Origin of the sequence: Spirillospora sp. CA-108201 (assembly GCF_050936235.1) — a bacterium.
GTDB lineage: Bacteria > Actinomycetota > Actinomycetes > Streptosporangiales > Streptosporangiaceae > Spirillospora.
The window spans coordinates 7,835,110-7,856,366 of sequence record NZ_JBNJNE010000001.1; the positions used below are offsets into that span (position 1 = coordinate 7,835,110).

Annotated in this window: 21 protein-coding genes; 10 read left to right on the top strand and 11 right to left on the bottom strand. The window is 72.5% G+C overall.

The features are described 5' to 3' along the window. Positions 1-75: 75 nt before the first annotated feature. Positions 76-1,002 carry an NAD(P)/FAD-dependent oxidoreductase gene (locus ACQEU6_RS37700; protein WP_499338472.1) on the bottom strand — a complete coding sequence of 309 codons (927 nt, stop codon included), beginning with the start codon at positions 1,000-1,002 and terminating at the stop codon, positions 76-78. A 64-nt stretch (positions 1,003-1,066) separates the two neighbouring features. Between ACQEU6_RS37700 and ACQEU6_RS37705 the strand changes: the two genes are divergently transcribed. Continuing rightward, the gene (locus ACQEU6_RS37705) at positions 1,067-1,639 is read left to right on the top strand and encodes a helix-turn-helix domain-containing protein (RefSeq protein WP_499338473.1); all 573 of its coding nucleotides are present in this window, start codon (positions 1,067-1,069) and stop codon (positions 1,637-1,639) included. 16 nt (positions 1,640-1,655) lie between these two features. Next, a complete protein-coding gene (locus tag ACQEU6_RS37710; RefSeq protein ID WP_499338474.1) occupies positions 1,656-2,945 on the top strand; it encodes an MFS transporter in 1,290 nt (429 codons plus the stop codon). Between the two features lie 157 nt (positions 2,946-3,102). Here ACQEU6_RS37710 and ddaH read toward each other — a convergent pair whose 3' ends face one another. Both ddaH and ACQEU6_RS37720 read right to left on the bottom strand, forming a co-directional pair. Continuing rightward, positions 3,103-3,942, bottom strand: coding sequence for a dimethylargininase (ddaH, locus tag ACQEU6_RS37715; RefSeq protein WP_499338475.1), 840 nt, complete (start codon positions 3,940-3,942; stop codon positions 3,103-3,105). A gap of 123 nt (positions 3,943-4,065) precedes the next feature. Beyond that, positions 4,066-4,569, bottom strand: coding sequence for an ATP-binding protein (locus ACQEU6_RS37720; RefSeq protein ID WP_499338476.1), 504 nt, complete (start codon positions 4,567-4,569; stop codon positions 4,066-4,068). A gap of 137 nt (positions 4,570-4,706) precedes the next feature. Here ACQEU6_RS37720 and ACQEU6_RS37725 point away from each other — a divergent pair, with 137 nt between their 5' ends. The 3 genes from ACQEU6_RS37725 to ACQEU6_RS37735 all read left to right on the top strand — a co-directional run bounded on the left by ACQEU6_RS37725 (position 4,707) and on the right by ACQEU6_RS37735 (position 7,938). Continuing rightward, a complete protein-coding gene (locus ACQEU6_RS37725; RefSeq protein ID WP_499338477.1) occupies positions 4,707-6,002 on the top strand; it encodes an XRE family transcriptional regulator in 1,296 nt (431 codons plus the stop codon). A 283-nt stretch (positions 6,003-6,285) separates the two neighbouring features. Continuing rightward, positions 6,286-6,915, top strand: a complete 630-nt coding sequence (locus tag ACQEU6_RS37730) for a hypothetical protein (RefSeq protein ID WP_499338478.1) — start codon at positions 6,286-6,288, stop codon at positions 6,913-6,915. A 21-nt stretch (positions 6,916-6,936) separates the two neighbouring features. Beyond that, a complete protein-coding gene (locus ACQEU6_RS37735; RefSeq protein WP_499338479.1) occupies positions 6,937-7,938 on the top strand; it encodes a hypothetical protein in 1,002 nt (333 codons plus the stop codon). Between the two features lie 144 nt (positions 7,939-8,082). Here ACQEU6_RS37735 and ACQEU6_RS37740 read toward each other — a convergent pair whose 3' ends face one another. From ACQEU6_RS37740 to ACQEU6_RS37765, 6 genes are all read right to left on the bottom strand, one after another. After that, complete coding sequence (locus tag ACQEU6_RS37740) at positions 8,083-8,685, bottom strand: hypothetical protein (RefSeq protein ID WP_499338480.1); 603 nt, start codon at positions 8,683-8,685, stop codon at positions 8,083-8,085. Beyond that, positions 8,682-9,035 carry a hypothetical protein gene (locus ACQEU6_RS37745; protein ID WP_499338481.1) on the bottom strand — a complete coding sequence of 118 codons (354 nt, stop codon included), beginning with the start codon at positions 9,033-9,035 and terminating at the stop codon, positions 8,682-8,684. Before ACQEU6_RS37745 ends, ACQEU6_RS37740 begins: the two co-directional genes overlap by 4 nt. 13 nt (positions 9,036-9,048) lie before the next feature. After that, positions 9,049-10,254 (bottom strand): ATP-grasp peptide maturase system methyltransferase, encoded by a 1,206-nt coding sequence (gene tgmC / locus ACQEU6_RS37750; RefSeq protein WP_499338482.1) that lies wholly within the window; start codon positions 10,252-10,254, stop codon positions 9,049-9,051. Between the two features lie 4 nt (positions 10,255-10,258). After that, positions 10,259-10,870: an MvdC/MvdD family ATP grasp protein gene (locus tag ACQEU6_RS37755; protein WP_499338483.1), complete on the bottom strand. Its 612-nt coding sequence runs from the start codon at positions 10,868-10,870 to the stop codon at positions 10,259-10,261. A gap of 341 nt (positions 10,871-11,211) precedes the next feature. Beyond that, the gene (gene tgmA / locus ACQEU6_RS37760; protein ID WP_499338484.1) at positions 11,212-11,487 is read right to left on the bottom strand and encodes a putative ATP-grasp-modified RiPP; all 276 of its coding nucleotides are present in this window, start codon (positions 11,485-11,487) and stop codon (positions 11,212-11,214) included. Positions 11,488-11,595: 108 nt separating this feature from the next. Next, positions 11,596-13,122, bottom strand: coding sequence for a PucR family transcriptional regulator (locus ACQEU6_RS37765; RefSeq protein ID WP_499338485.1), 1,527 nt, complete (start codon positions 13,120-13,122; stop codon positions 11,596-11,598). 134 nt (positions 13,123-13,256) lie between these two features. On the opposite strand from ACQEU6_RS37765, the gene ACQEU6_RS37770 reads away from it, so the two are divergent. From ACQEU6_RS37770 to ACQEU6_RS37780, 3 genes are all read left to right on the top strand, one after another. Continuing rightward, on the top strand, positions 13,257-14,495 hold the full coding sequence (locus tag ACQEU6_RS37770; RefSeq protein ID WP_499338486.1) for an NAD(P)/FAD-dependent oxidoreductase: 1,239 nt from the start codon (positions 13,257-13,259) through the stop codon (positions 14,493-14,495). A gap of 102 nt (positions 14,496-14,597) precedes the next feature. Continuing rightward, positions 14,598-15,548, top strand: coding sequence for a DUF2637 domain-containing protein (locus ACQEU6_RS37775; protein ID WP_499338487.1), 951 nt, complete (start codon positions 14,598-14,600; stop codon positions 15,546-15,548). A 67-nt stretch (positions 15,549-15,615) separates the two neighbouring features. After that, on the top strand, positions 15,616-16,218 hold the full coding sequence (locus ACQEU6_RS37780; RefSeq protein ID WP_499338488.1) for a hemerythrin domain-containing protein: 603 nt from the start codon (positions 15,616-15,618) through the stop codon (positions 16,216-16,218). 64 nt (positions 16,219-16,282) lie between these two features. Here the strand turns inward: ACQEU6_RS37780 and lpdA are convergent, their stop codons facing one another. After that, positions 16,283-17,686, bottom strand: a complete 1,404-nt coding sequence (lpdA, locus tag ACQEU6_RS37785; RefSeq protein ID WP_499338489.1) for a dihydrolipoyl dehydrogenase — start codon at positions 17,684-17,686, stop codon at positions 16,283-16,285. Between the two features lie 110 nt (positions 17,687-17,796). Continuing rightward, positions 17,797-18,756 carry an Lrp/AsnC family transcriptional regulator gene (locus tag ACQEU6_RS37790; RefSeq protein ID WP_499338490.1) on the bottom strand — a complete coding sequence of 320 codons (960 nt, stop codon included), beginning with the start codon at positions 18,754-18,756 and terminating at the stop codon, positions 17,797-17,799. A 91-nt stretch (positions 18,757-18,847) separates the two neighbouring features. Between ACQEU6_RS37790 and ACQEU6_RS37795 the strand changes: the two genes are divergently transcribed. Both ACQEU6_RS37795 and ACQEU6_RS37800 read left to right on the top strand, forming a co-directional pair. Further along, positions 18,848-20,230: an MFS transporter gene (locus tag ACQEU6_RS37795; RefSeq protein ID WP_499338491.1), complete on the top strand. Its 1,383-nt coding sequence runs from the start codon at positions 18,848-18,850 to the stop codon at positions 20,228-20,230. A 323-nt stretch (positions 20,231-20,553) separates the two neighbouring features. Further along, positions 20,554-21,234 (top strand): hypothetical protein, encoded by a 681-nt coding sequence (locus ACQEU6_RS37800; protein ID WP_499338492.1) that lies wholly within the window; start codon positions 20,554-20,556, stop codon positions 21,232-21,234. The last annotated feature ends 23 nt before the right edge of the window (positions 21,235-21,257 follow it).

A 21,257-nucleotide genomic window follows, 5' to 3' on the forward strand; every position in this document is an offset into this window, starting at 1 on the left:
AGCCGGAGGCGAGCGGAACCGGGCGGATCGCGAAGCGATGCCGCGTTCGCCCAGTTCCGGTCGCGTAGCGAGCCGTCAGGCGAGCGAAGTGGGCCGGGACTTTGAGACACCGAGCCCCCGCGCGACCTCCTCCTCGACCAGGTCGGCGTTGATCATCGCGGCCGCCATGGCGCCGGCCGCGGCCGCCATGACGACCTGGCCGGACGGGACGGTGACGTTGCCCGCCGCCCACACACCGGGCACGCTGGTCCGCCCGGTCGGGTCGGTCTTCACGAAGCCGTCCTCGCCGGTCTCGCAGCCGAGGTCGGTCAGCGGCCCGGCCTTGGGGACCCACCTCGGCGCGAGGAACACCGCGTCGCAGCCGAGCACCGAGCCGTCCGCGAGTTCCAGCCCGGTGAGCCGGTCGTCCTCCACGACGACGCGCCGGACCCCGCTCGGCGCGACGGTGATGCCCCGCGCGGCCAGGCGCGCCGCGTCCTCGCCCGCCGGGGGCGCGTCCGCGACGAACGTCACGTCCGGCGACCACTGGCGCAGCAGCAGCGCCTGGTGGACGGAGTTCGGGGACGTCCCCAGCACTGCGATCCTCTGGTCGCGGACCTCCCAGCCGTGGCAGTAGGGGCACATCTGCGCCTCGCGCCCCCACCGCTCCCGCAGGCCGGGGACGTCGGGCAGGACGTCGGTCACGCCCGTGGTGACCAGCAGGCGGCGGCCCCGCAACCGGGCGCCGTCGCCGAGCGTGAGGACGAAGCCCTCCTCGGCCCGGGTGACCGTCCCGGCGACGATCTCGCCGCCGTAGCCGCGCACCTCGGCGCGGCCGGTCTCCAGCAGGCGGGCGGGCGGCGTCCCGTCCCGGGTGAGGAAGCCGTGCATGTGGTCGACCCCCGCGTTGCGCGGCTCGCCCGCGTCCACGACGGTGACGGAGCGGCGGGCGCGGGCGAGGACGAGGGCGCCGCTCAGCCCGGCCGACCCGCCACCGATGATCAGTACGTCTCGTTCGTTCATGCCCCGAGCGTGCGCGACGCCTTCCGGATTTGACAAACTTCGTTGCCGATCCTGCAATGAGGGCATGGAGACGACCGAGGAGGTCCTGGCCGAGGTCGGGCCGAGGCTGCGGAGGCTGCGGCAGGAGCGCTCCGTCACGCTGGCCGCGCTCGCGGAGGCCACCGGCATCTCGGTGAGCACGCTGTCGCGGCTGGAGTCGGGCAAGCGGCGGCCGAGCCTGGAGCTGCTGCTCCCGCTCGCCCAGGCCCACCAGGTCCCGCTGGACGAGCTGGTCGGCGCCCCGGCCGTCGGTGACCCGCGCATCAGGCCCCGGCCGCTGCGCATGCACGACATGGTCGTGCTGCCGCTGACCAGGCGTCCCGGCGGCGTCCAGGCGTTCAAGATGGTCGTGCCCGAGCGGATCCCGCCGCCCGAGCCGCGGACGCACGAGGGCTACGACTGGCTGTACGTGCTGAACGGGCGCCTGCGCCTGCACCTCGCCGGCCGCGAGATGGTGCTGGAGCCGGGGGAGGCCGCGGAGTTCGACACCCGGCTCCCGCACTGGTTCGGCGGCGACGGCGGGCCGGTCGAGGTGCTCAGCCTGTTCGGCCCGCAGGGGGAGCGGATGCACCTGCGCGCGAGGCCCCGGCAGGCGTGACCTACCCTGGGGAAACGTGCAGACCGCCTCAATTCCCCAGAAAGCCCCTGCCCGTAAGAAGCCCGCCCGGACGGCGTGGGTGCTGTGGAGCGTCGGCGTCCTCGCCTACGCCGTGGCGGTACTGCACCGGACGTCCTTCGGCGTCGCCGGCCTGGACGCCGTGCACCGGTTCGACGCGTCCGCCGGGATCCTCGCGTCCTTCACCGTCCTGCAACTGCTCGTGTACGCGGGCCTCCAGATCCCCGTCGGGCTCCTGCTCGACCGCGTCGGCCCGCGCTGGATGGTCGCCGGCGGCGCGCTGCTCATGGCCGGCGGCCAGGCGCTCATGGCCGTCTCCACCGGCGTCGGGACGGCCGTCGCCGCCCGCGTGCTGGTCGGCGCCGGCGACGCCATGACGTTCATCAGCGTCCTCGGCATCGTCGCGACCTGGTTCCCCGGCCGCTACGTCCCGGTCGTGACGCAGCTCACCGGGCAGCTCGGGCAGCTCGGCCAGGTGCTCAGCGCGATCCCCCTGGTCGTCCTCCTGCACGGCCCCGGCTGGGGCACCGCGTTCGGCTCCGCCGCCGCGCTCGGCGTCCTCATGGCCGTGCTCGCCGTCGCCTTCCTGAGGAACGGGCCCGGCCGCGCGGACGTCCCGTCCCTGCGCGAGACGGGCGTCAACCTGGCCGAGGCGTTCCGCCACCCCGGCACGCGCCTCGGCCTCTGGTCGCACTTCGTCACGCAGTTCTCGTCCAACACCTTCGCGCTGATGTGGGGCTACCCGTACCTGGTGTCCGGGCAGGGCCTGCGGCCCGCGACCGCCTCGACGCTGCTGACCCTGTTCGTCCTGGTCAACGTCGTGTCGGGGCCGTTCATCGGACGGCTCGTCGCCCGCTACCCGCTGCGCCGCTCCTGGCTCGTCCTCGGCATCGTCGCGCTCAACGCGTCCGCGTGGGCGGCCGTGCTCGCCGTGCCGCCGCCCGCGCCGCCCTGGCTGCTGGTCCTGCTCGTGCTGTGCGTCGCGCCCGGCAGCCCCGGCTCGATGATCGGCTTCGACTACGCCCGGACGTTCAACCCGCCCGGACGGCAGGGCACCGCCACCGGCATCGTCAACATCGGCGGCTTCGTCGCCTCCCTCATCACGATCCTGCTGATCGGGTTCGTCCTGGACGCCCTGTCACCCGGGGACGAGTTCACGCCTGGAGCGTTCCGGGCGGCCTGGACCGTCCAGATCGGCATCTGGGCGATCGGCGTGGCGGGCGTCCTGCGCACCCGCACCCTGGCCCGCCGCTGTGTTTCAAAGTCCCGGCCCGCTTCGCTCGCCTAGCGGCTCGCTACGCGACCGGGCCTGGGCGAACGCGGCATCGCTTCGCGATCTGCCCGGCTCCGCTCGCCTCCGGCCTCGCTCCACCGGGCAGCTCCCGCGTTCGCGCGCGTGGCGAGGCCATCTCGAACATTCCGTCAGGAGCGGAGCGCGCTGGCCGTCAGGAGCGGAGTTCCAGGGTGCAGCACTTCGGGCCGCCGCCCGCCTTGCGCAGCTCGGACAGGTCGACCGGCAGCGGCTCGTACCCGTGCGCCCGCAGCGTGTCGATCAGCCCGACGGCCTCGGCGTTGATGACGACGTTGCGCCCGTCGCAGACGGCGTTGAGCCCGAGCACCGCCGCGTCCGCCTCGCTCGCGAGGATCGCGTCCGGGAACAGCCGCTCCAGCACCGCCCGGCTGCCGGGAGAGAACGCGCCGGGGAAGTACGCGACGTTGCCGCCGCCGAGGGGGAACAGCGCCGTGTCCAGGTGGTAGAAGCGCGGGTCGACGAGTCGCAGCGTCACGACCGGGCGGCCGAGGAACTCCTGCGCCTCCTGGTGCGCCGCGATCTCCGTCCGGAACCCCGTCCCGGCCAGGATGACGTGGTCGAGCGTGAGGAAGTCGCCCTCGCCCTCGTTCGTGTGCTGCGGCTCCAGCACCTCGGAGAACCCGTTCTCCAGCATCCACTTCGAGTACGCGGGCCCCTCCGCGTACCGCTCCGGGTGCGTGAACTTCGCCCCGTACACCCGTCCGCCGACCACCAGCGCCCCGTTGGCCGCGAACACCATGTCGGGCAGCCCCTCGACGGGGTCGATGAGGCTCACCTCGTGCCCGAGCGCGAGGTACGCCTCCCGCAACGCCTCCCACTGCGCCACGGCCACCGCCGCCTCGGCGCCCGCCGCCGGGTCCATCCACGGGTTGATCGCGTAGGTGACGGCGAAGTGGTCCGGACGGCACATCAGGTAGTGCCGCCGCAGCGCGGTCCGGACGGCGGTCGGCTCCATCGCCGGCATGACGGTCATGGATGTCTCCAGGGACAGAAGAGGAACAGGCTCAGCGAAAGCCTAAGAACCCCGGGGCTGCAATCCAATGCGTCAATCTTGCTCTGACCTGGCATTTCGTTGCGTGTTTTCGCCCTGTGGAGGCTATTCGTTGCGCGTCTTCGCGGCTTCGCCCCGGGCCGGAGCCGCGGATCCCCGGCCCTCCAGCACCTGCACCCACCACACCGTCTTGCCGCCCCCCGGCCCCGGATGCCAGCCCCACCGATCGGCGGACGCGGCGACGATGGCCATTCCCCGATGCCCCTCGTCGGTGTCGGACGCCGCCACGAGCCGGGGCAGGCCCGGTCCCGGGTCGGTCACATCCACGCGCAGCAGCCCGTCCATCACCCGCACCCGGACCTTGACCACCCCGCCGGCCCGCAGATCGTCTCGCGCATGCCGCACGGCGTTCGTCACGACCTCGGACGTCAGCAGCACCGCCACATCGATGTCGGTCTCGGAGACGCCCCACCCGCCCAACGCGTCCCGCACCGCCCGCCGGGCCGCCCCCGGCGCCCGCTCCTCCAACTTCCACACGTACGTCCGCGCCACCCGGCTCGCCCGCGTGACGCCGCCCCGCCGCAGCAGTGCGCTTCTCAGCCCGTCCATCTCCTCCACCTCCGGTCTCTCGCGGGACGCGTATGGCCCCGCATAACTCAGTGAAACCGTGCGCGCACGGAACGAGAAAGGCGACAATGGGGCTGTAGGAGGGACACAAGTCCCCTGGTCGAAGGGTGCCCGCCCGAATGACTGATCAGCCGCGCCCGCTATGGGCGGTACGCCTGGAAACCGAGCGCCGCGCCCGCGGCTGGGGCCCCTTCAAGGCCGCCCGCCGCCTGTACGCCGCCGCCGGCATCGACCACCCCGACACGAGCCAGGTCAAGAACCTCTCCCGGCAGATCAACCGCCACGAGAAGGGCGAGGTCTTCCCGTCCGACTGGGGCTCCGCCTACGCCACCGCGTTCGGTCTGGAGGAGAAGGACCTCTTCGGCCGGGAATCCCCTGACACCCCGGCGGGTACCAAAGAGCCGAGCGCCACTCCCGACGATGGGACCGACGACGTGAAACGCCGCGCAGCACTCCGGTTACTCGCCGCCCTGGGGGCCGGAACAGCCATCCCGCCGGGAGCACTCGAAGAAATTCTCTCCAGCATCGACCGGGCGCTCGATCGCCCCGTCGACCTGGATGAATGGGAGCGCGCGATACGCGAGTACGGTTTCCTCATCAATCGGCAGCCGGTCGGCTCACTGATCAACGACCTGACGGCCGACATCCTCGGCATCGGGGAACTCCTCAAGCGCGACAATGCGCAGCGTGCGGACCTGCTCCGCATCAGCGCCGGGCTCTCCTCGCTGCTGGCCATCGAATTCGGCGACATCGGCAACCGGAGAGGCGCTCGTCTGACGTGGGGGACCGCGCGCCGCGCCGCCGACGCCTCCGGCGACCGAGACCTTCAGGTCTGGATTCGGGCGCGTGAGGCGGAGGAGGCGTTCTGGTTCGGGCTCTCGGCGCAGGAGATAGAGGCTCGCACCGCCGAGGCCATTGCGATCGCGGGTGGAGCGCTCAGCGGTGGTCTGCCAAGGGCCTACGCCGTGCGTGCCAGCGTCGCCGCAGAGCACGGAGACCAGGCGACCGCCCGCAAGACCATGAACGACCTTTCGAAGGTGTTCGAAAGCCTGCCGGAGTCAGTGACAGGTGACCCGGCCACCTTCGGATGGAGCGAGGCGCGTTTTCGTTGGAACGAGGCGTATGTCTTCACGTTGATGGGGGACGCGAGGGCCCGCCAAGCCGTGGACGACGCCCGCGGCCTCTACCCGGCTGGAACCCTCGGCCCGATCGCCAACCTCAAGGTCATCGATGCGATGGGGGCCGTCCACGGCGGAGAGGTCGGCGCAGGGCTCGACCAGACGCTCACGACCCTCCAAGACCTACCGGTGAGCCCCGCCCGTCGCCGCATGACCGGCCAGATACTCCGTGCCCTCCCCGAGCGGGCGCGGGCTCTGCCGGCGGCGCGAGAACTGCGTGCGCTGACCGCCACCTGAGCGACCCCATTTCCAGGACGTCGCTCGTCGGTGGGGCGATACGCCGTTGCCGTCCCAGCCCATTCGGGGTGCTGGTTTCTCCAGGTCAGCGGCCTGTCCATTTCGTGGGCGCCGTGTCCCGCGTGAAGATTTCGCGGGCGGTCCACGGTATAAAGATGCGGCTGATCGACGGTAGGACAAAGGCGACCCGGGGGGCAGCCCTATGCGGCGTAACCGCAGTGCGCGGGTCGCTCGGCAACGCGACGGCGGCGACGAGTCATACGGCGGTTATCCGCTCGCCGGGGTGCGGGAGCGGTTGGGGCACGTCTTCTGGATCGGTGGCGGCAGCGGGAGTGGCAAGTCCACCATCGCCGGGCGGCTCGCCGACCGGCATGGGATGCGCCTGTTCGACACGGACGCGGCCATGCCCGGCCATGCCCGCCGCATGGCGCCGGAGCAGTCGCCCTACCTGCGCGAGTTCGCGGCCATGACCATGGACCAGCGATGGGTGGACCGGAGTCCCCGCGCGATGCTCGACACCTTCCACTGGTACCGGGGGGAGGGGTTCGAGTTGATCGTCGAGGATCTTCTGGAGCTTCCCGCCGACCGGCCCGTGGTGGTCGAGGGCTTCCGGCTGCTGCCCGGCCTCGTCCTGCCGCTTCTGGCAAGGGAGAGCCAGGCGGTGTGGCTGCTGCCCACGCCCGAGTTCCGCAAGGCGGTGTTCGACACCCGCGGAGGGCGCGACTGGGGATTCATCGCCAAGACCGGCGACCCGGAGCGAGCCCTTCAGAACGTCCTGGAGCGCGACGCGATGTTCACCGACAGGCTCACCGAACAGACCCGCCACCTGGGCCTGCACGGGCTGGAGGTGGATTCCACGGTCACCGAGGAAAACCTGGCGCGGCGGGTCTCCGCGCTGTTCGGCCTCGATTGACGGCGCACTAGGGTTTGCCGGATGGCAGAGCCGACATCGCCCCCGCCGCGGATCGGGACTCCCCAGTGGGACCGGGAACTCGCGGGCATCGGGCTGGACCGGCTCTCTGTCGACACCGATGCGGACCTTGCGTTGGACTCCGCGGATGTCCGCGCCGAGTTCGACCCGCACGCGCTGGATTTCGGAACAGATGCCGAGGCCGCCGCCGTCTGGGTCCTGCTGCACCAGAGATTCCCGTCCTACGGGATCCTGATGTACCTGCGAATGTGCTGGTCGGACGGTGACCACGTCCTCCAGGACTGGATCGTGCGCCAGTTCGCCGCGATGCTGGTCCACGGTCCGGGCCCCGTGGCGGAGTCGGCCGAGTACGGGCTCTGGGTCGACTACTTCGAATCGTCCGAGGCGGCGCAGGTCTTCACGGCGCTGACTCTCCAGATGCCGCGATCCCACTGGGGCCGTCTGATCAGCGGTGCGGGCCCGGTGCCCTGGGAGGCCAAGCACCATGCCTTCCAGGAGGCGGCCGAGGACCCGGCGCTGCATCCCGCGCTCGCCAGGGGTCTCGCGGGTTCCTTCTACGACGTGTACGGCCAGGTGGACGCCGCGGAAGCGGCAGCGCTCGTCGAGCGGATCACGGTGGCGGACGAGGACCTGCTGGAGGCCCTGACCGAGGCCGCCACGCAGCCGCTGCGGCTGCGGACGGGGTCGGCCGTGATCGTGGACGAGTCCGATCCGGGCTGGCCGCACGAGGGGAGCTTTCTGCTCCGTGCGGTGGTGCGCAGCCCGCGGAGCCGGTGGGTGGGGCGATCCGAGCTGGTGGCCGACGGCCGGGTGTACGGCCGGCTGGTGCACTGGGACTTCCCGTTCGACGCAGCGAAGATCGCGCACCGGACCGTGGGCGGTCCGGAGCCGGAGGGACGGATCGTGCTGTTCCGGGTCGAAGGGCCCGCCGAGCACGCCGAGACGCTGGTGAACCGGGACGTCGAGGCGTGGCCGCCCGGCCTGAGAGAACACCTCGCCCGCTGACCTCCGCGAAACCCGTGCGGCGCTCCGTCGCGGTACCGACGCCGGTCCGAGGTGATCTTCGGCACAGGCGAAGGCCGCTGACCTGGCGTTCAGTGGTGCTCCATCAGGCTCTCTTTGTCCGAAGCGGCGTATCCGCAGTCGCGGTCATCGCGTGATGCGATGTTCCTCGGTGTCCAGCCAGATGTGCTGGCCTTCCGGGCGGACGGTCAAGCCCCACCGGTCCGCTGCGGGGCGGTCAAGGCCGTCCCACCAGTGGAAGGCCTCTTCCACCTCCTGCCACAGGCTGCGGTCGCCCGATTGCCGGACGGCGAACCTCTCCGCGCCGGGCTCGTGGTCCACGGCGGCCCATGACCCTGACCACGGGTCGATCAGCCACACCGTGTACGCCCCGCCGTCGTGGTGGGTGACCACCGGTTTGCAGCGCGGCACCCTGAGGCCGATCGCCAGCGAGGCGTCGTACTCGCCGAGCACCTGGTAGGGGTGCAGGCGCGTGAACGCCTGCCGCGCGCCTGCGGTGCCGCGCACGTCGTCGTCCAGCGAAGCCCGCTTGCCGCGCTGGGCTCGCAGGCGCATGAACGACACGTTCCCCACGATCCGGCCGCGCATGGAGCCGTCCCGCGACACCGCGAACGACACGAGCGCGCCGTTGTGGAAGTCGCTCGCCCATGGCGTAAGGACCCGGCCGCCGGGCCGGGTCTGCTCTGCCCATGCGCAGGGCACCCGAGCGGCCGCGGCTGTTGCGATCATCGGCCACCGCTGGATCCACCTCGACCGAGGTCACCCGCTCGGCGTTCCACAAGCATCTGGGCGACCACGTCCGGGCGGCTGGCCGAGCTGGTGATCTCGTGGCCGACCTGATCGGGCAGGGCCGGGACGCCGTCGTCCACCTGCGTGACCACGAAGTCCTTGCGGTAGCACAACTCCAGCCACGCGGCCTCGTCAGCGCCCCGGTCCACCGGCACCAGCAGCCCGCCGTCCTGGACCCAGACCCTGTCGGGGATGAACCGGTGCCGCGCGACCTTCTCGAAGGCCGCGCGCCACTCCGGTGTCAGATCGCCCGCTCCCGTCAGCTCGGAAACAAGGCGCTCCGACAGCATCGACCGTCCTTGCTCAGGCACTCCGACCCTGAGCGCCGGGCAGTGAGAAGGCCAGGCCAGGGGCGGTGCGGTGGTGAATCTGCTGGTGGCCGTCGTCGATGGCCATGCGGGAGGAGGCGGGGCCGGGACGGCCCGCCTGCTCCCAGACATCCCAGACTTCCTCGATGGAGTCCCACAACCGCAGGGGCCCCGCTTGCTGAACCTGCCAGCCGTCTGGACGCGAGGTGAGGGCGGCGACGGAACCCGTGGTGACGTCGATGAGGTGGAGGCCCTCGTCGGATGTCGCGAGCTGGGCGTCGGGCGCGGCGAGTTGGGCGAGGAAACGTCCGAAGAACCCGTCCTCCGTCGGCTCATCGAGACGCTCCGGGCTGTGCCGGACGGGACGGGCGGCGGCCTTGCGGGCGAGCGCCCTCCAGTGCGTCGGGTTCCCCGGCTCGGGACGTTCCTGAACGCGCGCGGCCATGAACGAGATCGTGCCGCACAGCAACGGCCCCCCGGCGATGCCATCGTCTTGCACGGTCAGGAGCACGCGCGCGTACCCGTACAGCCAGCCGGACAAGGTAGTGAGAATCTTCCCGCCAGGTCTCGTCTGAGCGAGCCAGGCTTGGGGGACGGTTCGCACCGAGCACGCCGCAACGATCCGGTCGTACGGCGCGCATGGCCAATATCCGTAGAGCCCATCGGCCAACGCGAGGTCCGGAGTGTGGCCGCACCCGTAGAGAGCAGTGGCCGCCTGGCTCAGGCGGCGGCCGTCGACCTCCACCGACGTGACGTTCCCGCTGCCGCCGAGCCTCGCGCAGGCCAGGGCGGTCGAGTAGCCGGTCCCGGTGCCGATTTCCAAGATGTCGTGGCCGTCGTCGACGTCCGCGTCCGCCCACATGCGCACGACCAGGGACGGCAGCGTGGAGGACGACGTGGGGACGCCGCCGGCACGGGAGGCCGGACGGCCCCAGTCCGGCTCGTCGCCGTCGAACTGGGTGATCAGCGTGGTGTCGCTGTAGACCGCCTTCAGCCAGCGTTCGCGGTCGATCGTCTCGGTGACGGGGTCCCAGACGGTCAGGCCGTCCTCGGACCGCCGGCCGGAGTCGGCGTAGAAGCCCGGAACGAACCGGTGCCGAGGCACGGCCGCCACCGCACGCCGCCAGCGCGGGGCGTCCACCGCGAGCTCCATGGCCAGGTCGGCCCGGAGCCGCTCGGGCGTCGGAGGCGGGATCGTCATGGGCTCATCCTGTCTGGAGGAGGACGGCGAAGGCGTCCGCGATCGCGTCGGACGCGGGCAGGAAGCCCCACTGCCCGTTGGGGTTGCACTCGATGAAGATCGGTTGACCCGTGGTCGATTCGACGGCGAAGTCGAAGCACCCGAACGCCAGACCGAAGTGGTCGAGATAGGCACGGAGGCAACCCGCGAATGTTTCGGGCAGGTCGAACGGGGTGTATTCCAGGAGTTCCCAGTCGCCCGATCGCCAGTCCAGGACGGGAGCCGGTGACCGGATGCCGAAGGCGAACACCTCGGCCCCGACCACCGTGATCCGCACGTCCAAGGACTTCTGGATCTCGGCCTGGAAGAGATGCGCGGTGACGGACACGGTCTCGTCCAGCTCGGCGGCCCTGACCCGCTGCGTCCAGATCACCCCTGTCTCTCCGTCCGAGGGACGGACACCACGAAACGACTTGTAGACGATGCTGCCGTGCTCGTCGGCGAACCTTCGCGCCGCATCCGGATCGTTCGTGATGAGGGTGGCCGGGATGGAGAGGCCCAGTTCGGCGGCGGCTCGCGGTTGGGAGGGCTTGTACTCCGCGCGGGCGTTCGCCAGAGGGGCGTTCACATAGGGCACGGGCAGATCGTTGAGGAGCCCCGGTCAGTCCGTGGCGGGCTTCGGCCGCTGCGAACTCGCGGACGCGCTGCTCAAGGCCGTCGAACTGCCATGGCCCCGGCCGCCGGTGGTAGACCGAACGCACCTCACCGAGGTCGAGGAGGCGGGAGGCGGTGCGCAGTCGGCCGTTCCATCCGTGGGAGTCGCCTCCGATGCGTCCGGAGAACGTGAGCCCTCCGCCGATGTCGGCGGGATCGAGGCGCACGACAGGGACACCGCGCCGGTTCAACGCGGTGATGACGAGGTCCGCGGTCACGTCCTCCAGACTGGTGACGACCAGCACCGGGGCGTCCTGCATTCCGTCAGTCCGACTCGTAATCGGTGGTGGAGTCGTCGACGGTCTGGACCTGTGGCGTGTTCCCGTCCCCGCCGCCGGACCTCGTGGCCGTGCTCGTCTGGCGGTTGGTGCCGTGCTTGCCCATCTCGATGACTTCGCCGCGCTGATCCAGATAGCGGCCGGTCTGCGTGACCGCGTCCAACGTCACAGAGCCGTGGACAGTGGAAGCTTCGGGCAGTCGAGCGGTGATGCGCGTCCATCCCCATGGACGCTGTCGCGCAGAACGAGCGTCGTCGCTCACGGGCCCTCCTTGGTGCCGGTCCGTTCGTCATCACTCATTGAATTCGCACGGCCACAGGTCGGCCAGGTGTCAAGGGGGACACGGCACGGGCGGCGTGGTCACTCGGCTCTACCTCAAGATGGCGGCGAGTTGGAGGCGGAGGGCCAGGCGTTTCTCTGGGGTGGTGAGGTCGAGTGGAGTGGTCTCGGTCATGCGGCGGAGGCGGTGGCGGAGGGTGTTGGGGTGGACGGCCAGGGCCTGGGCCGTTCCCTTGGGGTCGCCGTAGTGGTCCAGCCAGGCGGCGAGGGTCGGGAGGTAGGACGTTCCGTGCTTCTCGTCGTGCGCCCGGAGGGCCGGGAGGGGGCCGCCCGGGAGGTCGGTGCCGACCGCCTTTGTGGCGCGGTCGATGGTGACGGCGTCCCATGCGTCCTCCAGCAGGACGGTCCCCGAGGGCGGCTTGAGGTCGGTCAGGAGGGCGTGGAGTTCGGCGGCTTCGGCGCGGGAGCGGGGGAGCTCGGCGGGGGAGCGGGCCAGGCCGCCGGCGGCCGCGTACAGGGTGCGGTCGTGGGCGCGGACGCGGGTGAGGACGTGCCGCAGCCAGGGCATCGTCCCGGATTCGGCGGTGTCGCGTCCGGGGTCGGTCAGGACCGCGAAGACCGTGCCGGCGAGGTCGGCGAGGAGGGGGCGGCGCCAGCCGTAGCGGCGGGTGATCGCGTCCCAGAGGTCGAGGCGGCGGCGGACGTCCCCGGCCTCGGCCGGGTCGCCGAGCGCGACCACGCGCCAGGGCGGCGGCGCCGGGACGGGCTGGGAGCCGTCCTGGAGCGCGGCGCGCACCTGGTCCGCCGTGACGCGGCGGGCGACTCCGGCCTCGGCCCGGAGGCGCAGCAGGTGCAGGGCGAGGACGGAGGCCAGGTCGGCCAGGCGCCGGACGCGGTCGGGCGGGATCGCCGTGCGCGCCACGACCCAGATCGAGCCGAGCCACTCGCCGCCGGCGCGGACCGGGACGACGAGGCGGGGCAGCATGCCGTCCGGGCCGGCGGGGACGAGGACCGGGTCGCTCGACCGGGCCAGCTTGCGGAACACTCCCGAGGCGCGCAGATGGGCGATGACCTGCGGCGGGACGCGGCGGCCGACGATCGTGGAGACGCGGGCCGGGTCGGTGCTGTCCTGGCGGCCGGAATAGGCGAGGACGCGGGAGCGCGCGTCCTCCAGCGTCACCGGGGCGTCGGCGATCTCCGCCGCCGTGTCGGCCAGGGCGAACAGGTCGTCCTGCGGGCCGGACGGTCCGGGCAGCGGCGCGTGGGCGCGGTCGACGGCGCCGCGCAACAGCCAGATGACGTGCGTCCAGGACGCGTCCCGCTGGAGTTCGACGAGCGCCGGCCGCAGGCGGCGCGCGGCGGCGGCGACCTCGGCGGCCCCGGCGAGGGGCGACTTGAACACGACGCCGCTCGCCCCCGCCGCGTCGGCGCGTTCCAGGAGCGCGACGGCCTCGGCCGGGTCCGTCACGCCGGCGCCGAGGACGACCTCTCCCGGCTGCCCGGCGGCCTCGCCGGGTTCGGCCAGGACGACGTCGTGCACCTGGGCGTCCCGGCCGGGCGCGACCAGCCGCAGCAGCCCCGGGCCCAGCGCGTCGACCAGGCCGGTCACGCTGATCATGAGATCCCCCTCCTTCCCCTTCATTGTGCGCTTCGCAACATGGCGGCCGTTCGGATTGGCCGAAGGCGACAGGGGTTTCGGTTCGCGGACGCATCACCATCGAAGTGATCGGTTTCACGAGGAGAGGAGAGGACATGGCGCGCCGAGTCGCCGTCGTGGGGGCCGGAATGGTCGGTCTGTCCACCGCATGGTTCCTGCAGGAGCACGGCGACGACGTCACCGTGTTCGACCGCCGGGACGTCGCCGCCGGGGCGTCCTGGGGCAACGCCGGGTGGCTGACGCCCGGCCTGGCGACCCCGCTGCCCGAACCGGCCGTCCTCTCCTACGGCGTGCGGGCGGTGCTCAGCCCGTCGTCGCCGGTCTACGTCCCGCCGAGCGCGAACCCGCGGCTGCTGCGGTTCCTCGCGGGCTTCGCCCGCAACAGCACCGCGGCCCGGTGGCGGCGCGCGATGGAGGCGCTGGTGCCGATCAACGGCCGGGCGCTGCCGAGCTTCGACGCGCTGCTGGACGGCGGCGTCCGCGCGAAGACGAACGAGGCCGGGTCGTTCCTCGCCGCGTACCGGACGGAGGAGGAGCGGCGCGTCCTGCTGGAGGAGATCGAGCACATCCGGGCGGCCGGCCAGGAGCTGGAGTACGAGGTCCTGACCGGCGACGAGGCGCGCGAGGTGGAGCCCGCACTCTCCGGGGAGATCGGCGCGGCGATCCTGCTGCGCGGCCAGCGCTTCATCAATCCCGGCGTGTTCGTGCACGCTCTCGCCGACTCCGTCCGCGACCGCGGCGGCAAGATCCGCACGGGGGCGGACGTGACGGACGTCCGGGACGAGCCGGGCGGTGTGGCCGTCCGCACGGGCGGCAGCGACTTCGAGGCGTTCGACGCGGTGGTCCTCGCGAGCGGCGTGTGGCTCGGCGACCTCGCCCGGCGGTTCGGGGTCGGCGCGCTCGTCCAGGCGGGCCGCGGGTACAGCTTCAGCGTGCCGATGGAGCGCGTCCCGGACGGGCCGGTGTACTTCCCCGCGCAGCGGGTCGCCTGCACGCCGCTCGGGGACCGCCTCCGCGTCGCCGGGATGATGGAGTTCCGCCGCCCCGAGGCGCCGCTCGACCCGCGCCGGATCAGGGCGATCGTCGAGGCCGCGCGGCCGCTGCTGCGCGGCGCCGACCTCGGCGCCCGGCGGGACGAGTGGGTGGGGTCGCGCCCCTGCACCCGCGACGGCCTCCCGCTGATCGGCGCCACCCGGTCGCCGCGGGTGTTCGCCGCGGGCGGCCACGGCATGTGGGGCATCACGCTCGGCCCGGCCACCGGGAGCCTCCTCGCGGAGATGATCGCCACCGGGCGCCGTCCCGCCGCGCTGGACCCGTTCGACCAGCTCCGCTGACGACCTGCGGCTTTTGGGTGGTTATGGCGCTTTCGTCCGGACGGGCGGCGCCGGCGCGCTACCGTCTCGGGGTGATCCGGACCCCGTGACGGAGGGACGCCGATGGACGAGCAGCGCGCGGCCGTCGTGCCGCTGACCCGGGCCCAGCGGGTCCTGGCCGGGGTCGGCGGGCTGTTCTTCGCCGGCCTCGCCGGGCTCGGCGGCTACGGGTCGTTCGCCTCCGTCCGGGACGTGGCCGAGCCCTGGTTCGGCGGCCAGGCGTGGATCGTCCCGGCGGGCGTCGACCTCGGCATCCTCGCGCTGGTGTCGGTCGCGCTCCTGCTGGAGTGGCTGGCCATGCCGATGTCCGCGCTGCGCTGGATGGCGTTCGCGTTCACCGCCGCCACCGTCTGGCTGAACGTCTCGGCCGCGCACGGCGACCCGGCCGGCATGGTGATGCACGCCGCCATGCCGGTGCTGTTCATCACGTTCATCGAGGCCGTCCGGCACGCCATCCGCCGCCGCGCCGGGATCGCCGCCGGGACCGTCCGCGAAGGGATCCCTCTGGCCCGGTGGCTGCTGGCCCCGTTCTCGACGTTCCGGCTGTGGCGCCGCATGGTGCTCTGGCAGATCACCTCCTACCCCCGCGCCCTGACCGCCGAGCAGCGCCGCCGCCACGCCCTGGCCCTCCTGGGCGCCCGCTACGGCCGCAGGTGGAGGAAGAGGGCCCCCGCCGACGTCGTCTGGATGCTCACCGACGGCGTCATGCTCGACCAGGCCCTCGCCCGCGTCACCGAGCTGACCGCGCCCGCCCCGGAACCTGTGGACGAGGCCCCGCCCGCGCAGGCCCCGCCCGCGCAGGCCCCGCCCGCGCAGGCCCCGCCCGAGGCGGCCCCGCGCCGTCCGGCCCCGCGCGGCGTCGCCACCGACAACGAGGCCCGCGCCCTCGCGATCCTCCACGCCGAACCCGGCATCACCGGCGCCGAGCTGGCCCGCCGCCTGGGCGTCAGCTCCCGCCAGGGCCAGCGCCTCCTCAGCCGCCTCAACCGCCCCGCGCCGACGCACACCTCCTGAGCCGTCGCCTTCCGCGCCGTCACCTTTCCTCTGGCCGCTCCGTCAATGCGGTGAAGAAGGAGGAACGTTGACCGGATACGACTGGACTCTGATGTACGCCATGCACGACGCGCTGAGGAGGGAGCTGGAGCATCTCGCCAAGGTGACCGCGCGCGAGGACGACGACCCCCGCCGCCTCCTCGCCGCGGCCGCGGGCTGGGAGCTGTTCAAGACGTCCCTGCACGCCCACCACGGCGCCGAGGACGAGGCCCTCTGGCCGGCCCTGCGGGAGAGGCTCGACGGCCGCGCCGACGACCTGGCCCTGCTGGACGCGATGGAGGCCGAGCACGCCGCCGTCGACCCCCTCATCGAGGCCATCGACACCGGCGCCGAACCCGTGGGCGAACTCGTCGACGCGCTCGCCACCGCCCTGACCGCGCACCTCGCCCACGAGGAGAAGGAGGCGCTGCCCCTGATCGACGCCACCCTGGAACCGGCGCAGTTCCAGAACTTCGGCCAGGTCCACGGCCGCCACGTCGGGCCCGCCGCGCCGCGCGTGCTCCCCTGGCTCCTCGACGGAGTGGACGACGCGACGGTCGCTGCCACGCTGTCCGCCCTGCCCGAGCCCGCCCGCACCGCGTTCGAGACGCAGTGGCGGCCCGCCTACGAGGCTCTGAGGCGCTGGCCCTGACCGGGAAACGGCGAGGCCGCCGCCGCGGGCGAACCGCGGCGGCGGCCTCGCGCCGCTCCGGAGATCAGAGGTTGATCATGTGGCCGGCCAGGCCGTGCACGGCCTCCTTCATGGCCTCGCCCAGGGACGGGTGGGCGTGCACGTTGCGGGCGACCTCGTTGACGGTGAGGTCCCACTGCTGGGCCAGGGTCAGCTCGGGCAGCAGCTCGGTCACCTCGGGGCCGATCATGTGCGCGCCGAGGATCTCCCCGTACTTCGCGTCGCTGATCACCTTGACGAAGCCGTCGCCCTCGCCGAGACCGAGCGCCTTGCCGTTGGCGCTGAACGGGAACTTGGCGGTCTTGACGTCGAAGCCCCGCTCCTTCGCCTGCGCCTCCGTCCAGCCGAACGAGGCGATCTGCGGCTGGCAGTAGGTGGCGCGCGGGATCATCACGTAGTCGAGCTCCATCGTCTCGGCGTCGCCGATGGTCTCGGCCGCGACGATGCCCATGGCCTCGGCGGCGTGCGCGAGCATCAGCTTCGCGGTGACGTCGCCGATGGCGTAGATGTGCGGGACGGACGTGCGGCAGCGGCCGTCGACGTCGATCGCGCCGCGCTCGGTCAGCGCGACGCCGGCCTTCTCCAGCCCGTAGCCCTCGACGTTCGGCTGGAACCCGATCGCCTGGAGCACCTTGTCGGCCTCCAGCACCTGCTGGGCGCCGTCCTTGCCGGTGACGGTGACCTTGACCTTCTCGCCCGAGTCGTCGATCGCGTCCACCCGGGTGGAGGTGAGGACGTCGACGCCGAGCTTGCGGTACCGCTTGGCCAGCTCCTTGGAGACGTCGGCGTCCTCGTTCGGGACCATCCGGTCGAGGAACTCGACGATCGTGACCTTCACCCCGTAGTTGTGCAGCACGTAGGCGAACTCGACGCCGATCGCGCCCGCGCCCGCGATGACGATGCTGCCCGGCAGCTCGGAGCTGAGGATCTGCTCCTCGTAGGTGACGACGCGCTCCGACAGCGACGTGCCCGGCAGCAGCTTGGTGTGCGCGCCGGCCGCGATGATGCAGTTGTCGAACGTGACCGTCTCGCTCGACCCGTCCCGCCCGGCCACCTGGAGGGTGTTCGGGTCGGTGAACGTGCCGCGCCCGTCGTAGGACGTGATCTTGTTCTTCTTCATCAGGAACTGGACGCCCTTGACGAGCTTGTCCGACACCTGGCGGCTGCGCTCGAAGGCGGCGCCGTAGTCGAAGGACACGGTGCCCTCGACGTTGATCCCGAACGTCTTCCGCTCGTGCGTGAAGATGTGCGCCAGCTCGGCGTTGCGCAGCAGCGCCTTCGAGGGGATGCAGCCGACGTTGAGGCACACCCCGCCCCAGTACCTCTCCTCGATGATCGCCGTCTTCAGCCCGAGCTGCGCCGACCGGATGGCGGCGACATAACCGCCCGGGCCCGCGCCCAGGACCACGACGTCAAAGTGTTCGCTCATATCCAAGGACGATATTCGCCGCGACCATGTGCTCGCATCCCGGCGGCCGCCCGCGCCTCCGAAGTCGCCGGCGCGGGCCTTCGTGGTTCTGGACACGCCGTCCCGGGCGCTCACGGTCTGAGGGTCGCCGCGGTCTTGAGGGTGCGCAGTACGGGGGCGGTCTCGATACCGGTGATCGCGTCGATCGCCAGGCGCCGGGTCAGGTAGTGGTGCAGGTCCTCGGTGTCGCGGCACAGCGCATGGGCCATGAGGTTGGTGCGTCCGGTGGTGGCGGCCACGACCGCGAGCTCGCGGTGGGTGGCCAGCTCGGTGGCGACGCGCTCCAGGTGCGCGGGGGCGACGGCCATCCACAGGACGGCCGAGGTCGTGATGTCGACCACACCGGGGTCCAGGTCGACGTCGAAGAAGATCGCGCCTCGTGCGCGCAGGTCGTGTAGCCGCCTGGTGACCGTCGCCGCCGTCTGGCCGGTGGCCCTGGCGAGGTCGGCGTAGTTCGCCCTGCCGTCCTCGCGCAACGCGGCGACCATCCTCTCGTCATCCGGGGTCAGCCTGGGAGGGGCGCTGGCATCGACTTCCCTCTGCAGCCGGCGCTTCTGGTCGCCGGTGAGGGCGTCCACTCTGCCGGGCCAGGCCGCCGGGCCGCCGACGTAGGTGTGCAGCATGTAGTGCGCGGAGACGGCGGTGATGCTGGCGGTCCGGGGGATGTCGCGGAGCAGCAGGGCGTGCGAGTCGGGGTCGCCGACGCCGGTGTGGATGATCGCGACGATCTCGGTGCCGCCGGAGGTGAGACGCACCCACGAGGTGTCGGGGCGTCGCGCCAGGGTCTGGGCGATGTCCTGCGCGGCGCGGGCGGTCGCGGTCAGCCGGACGATCCACTGCCTGCGGCCCGCGGCACGCGGGTCGGCCAGACCGACCACGCGCAGTCCCGCCTCGGCGTGCAGCCGCCGGTACCGGCGGACGACGGTCTGCGTCGAGCTGCCGACGACCGCGGCGATCTTGGTGAACGGGGCCCGGCCGTCGAGCTGGAGCGCATGGACGACAGCCCGGTCGAGGCTGTCCAGCGTGGGCATGATCGCCAATCTAGTCCTCGTGTGTGGCAGATATCGGCGATCTCCACGGCAATCATGGAATCCGCTCTCCAGGCCCTTCCATGCTCATGCCATGTCACAGAACACCTTGCGGGCCCCCGCCGCCGTCCACCGGTGGCGGTGGGCCGGGCTGGCCGCGCTGCTCACCGCCGAGGCGATGAACCTGCTGGACACCACGATCGTTCAGGTCGCGGGTCCGGCGATCCGCACCGACCTGGGCGGGCGGCCGGCCGTCATCCAGTGGTTCACCGCCGCGTACACGCTGCCGTTCGCCCTTCTGCTGATCAGTGGGGGGCGGCTGGGGGACCGCTACGGACGCCGACGGATCTTCCGCCTCGGGGCGGCCGGATTCGGGCTGGCCTCGCTGGCCTGCGCGCTGGCGCCGTCCGCGGGCGTTCTGATCGGCCTGCGCGGGGTGCAGGGGGCGTTCGCCGCCGCCGTCATCCCGCAGACGTTCGGCCTGATCCGCGCGATGTTCTCCGGCGCCGAGCTGCCGAGGGCGCTGGGTTGCATCGGCCCGGTGATGGGCCTGGCCGCGGTGTGCGGGCCGGTGCTCGGCGGGGTGCTCACCCATGCGGCCTCGTGGCGATGGGTGTTCCTGGTGAACGTCCCGCTCGCGCTGGCCGTGCTGGCCATCGCACCGTTCCTCGCAGAGGACCGCGCGCCGTCCCGCCCCGGGCTCGACCCCGTGGGAACCGCGCTGGCGCTGACGGGGAGCGGACTCGTCGTCTATCCCCTCGTCCAGGGCACCTGGGACGGGGCCCTGATCGCGGCGGGCCTCGTCGTGCTGGCGCTGTTCGGCCTGCACCAGCGCCGCAGTGCCCGGGCCGGAAGGCGGCCGCTGGTAGAGCCGAGCCTGTTCGCCGGGCGGGGGTTCCCGGCCGCGCTGGCCACCTCCGTCCTGTTCTTCGCGGCGATGAACGGGCTGATGCTGGCCGTGGTGCTGTACGTCCAACTCGGCCTGGGCCGGGACACGGTCACCTCGGCGCTCACCCTGCTGCCCTGGTCGATGGCGGTGGGGGCGGCATCATGGATCACCGGCGCGTACCTGGTGCCCCGGTACGGCGCACGGGTGATGCACGCCGGGCTCGCCGCCATGCTGGCCGGAGTCCTCGCCGCGGTCTGGGCGTTCGGCGCCCACGACGGCTTCCCGCCGCCGCTGCCGGCCACCCTCGCCATGGTCGGGCTCGGCGCGGGCCTGTTCACGGCGCCCTTCTTCACCGCCGCGCTGAGCCCGGTGAAGAGCCACGAGACCGGCTCGGCCGCCGGCCTCCTCAACGCCGTCCAGCAGTTCGGCGGCACCCTCGGCGTCGCCGTCATCGGCAGCGTCTACCAGACCGGCGCTCTCCACGCCGCACCGGCCACCGCCGCTCAGCGCGCCTTCTGGACGGCCGCCGCCCTGCTGGCCGCCGCCGCCCTCGCGGCAGTCCCGATGCGTGCCGACAGCGAGAATTGACAGGCGGCCCCGGATCGACGGCGGGGCGTGACAAGGTGGTCCGGGCCGTTCGTGGCGGTGTGCGGAACGTGCGCGGGCGGCGTGCGGGGCGCCGGGTCGGACGCGGCCGTCACATCCTGTTAGGGTTTTCGCCAAGGTCTCCCTCCGGTCACGATTCGTGGGAGCCCGTCGACTGACAGGGCGGCGCGCGAGGGCGCGAGCCCGGAGCCGTCCCGGCCGCGGAGCCCGGCGGCGTCCCCTGGAACGGCGGTGCCACGGCGCTGGAACATCGCGCCTCGGCCCGGTCGTTGCCCCCGTTCCGAGCCGAGTGGAGGAGAAGGCGAGTGAGGATCCCCAAGCGCGTCAACACCGTCCTGGACTGGGTGGAACAGCACCTGCTCGCGCTCACGGTGGTCGTCGCGCTGGTCGTGGTCGCGCTGGTCGCCACGCTCGCGCCGCCCGCCGTCGGCCTCCCCGTCGCCGGGTTCGTCCTCGGCGCCGCGGCGGGGGGCCTCCTCGTGCACGTCCGGATGTCGCGCCGCGTCGCCCGCGCCCGCTCCGACATCGACAACCTCCTCCGCGAGAACGGCGCGCTGCGGCACCGCAACACCGTCCTCGCCAGCGGCGTGATCACGCGGGAGGCGCAGGAGACGCAGGCGCTCGTCGCGATCCCCGAGGACGACCTGCTGGGCGCGGCCGGCGATCCGCGGACCACCGCGTCCCTCGACGAGCTGCTGGGCGGCGACCCGCAGACCACCAACGAGCTGCCGGACGCCCCCGAGACCGCCGAAGAGCCCGCCGAGGACCCGCGGGCCGCCGGCGACCCTCTGACCACCGACGAGCTGCCCGGACGGGACGAGGTCCCGCGCCGCGCCGCCGACCCCCTGGAAGGCGATCCGCAGCGCACCACCGTCCTGCCCACCCTGCCGGACGACCTCCTCGGAGGCCCGGGCGCCGGGGACGCAGAAGAGGACGAGGACGACGAGGACACCGCCCGGACCCCGCGCCGGTCCCGCAAGGCGTAGAGCAGGCCCTAGACCAGGGCCGT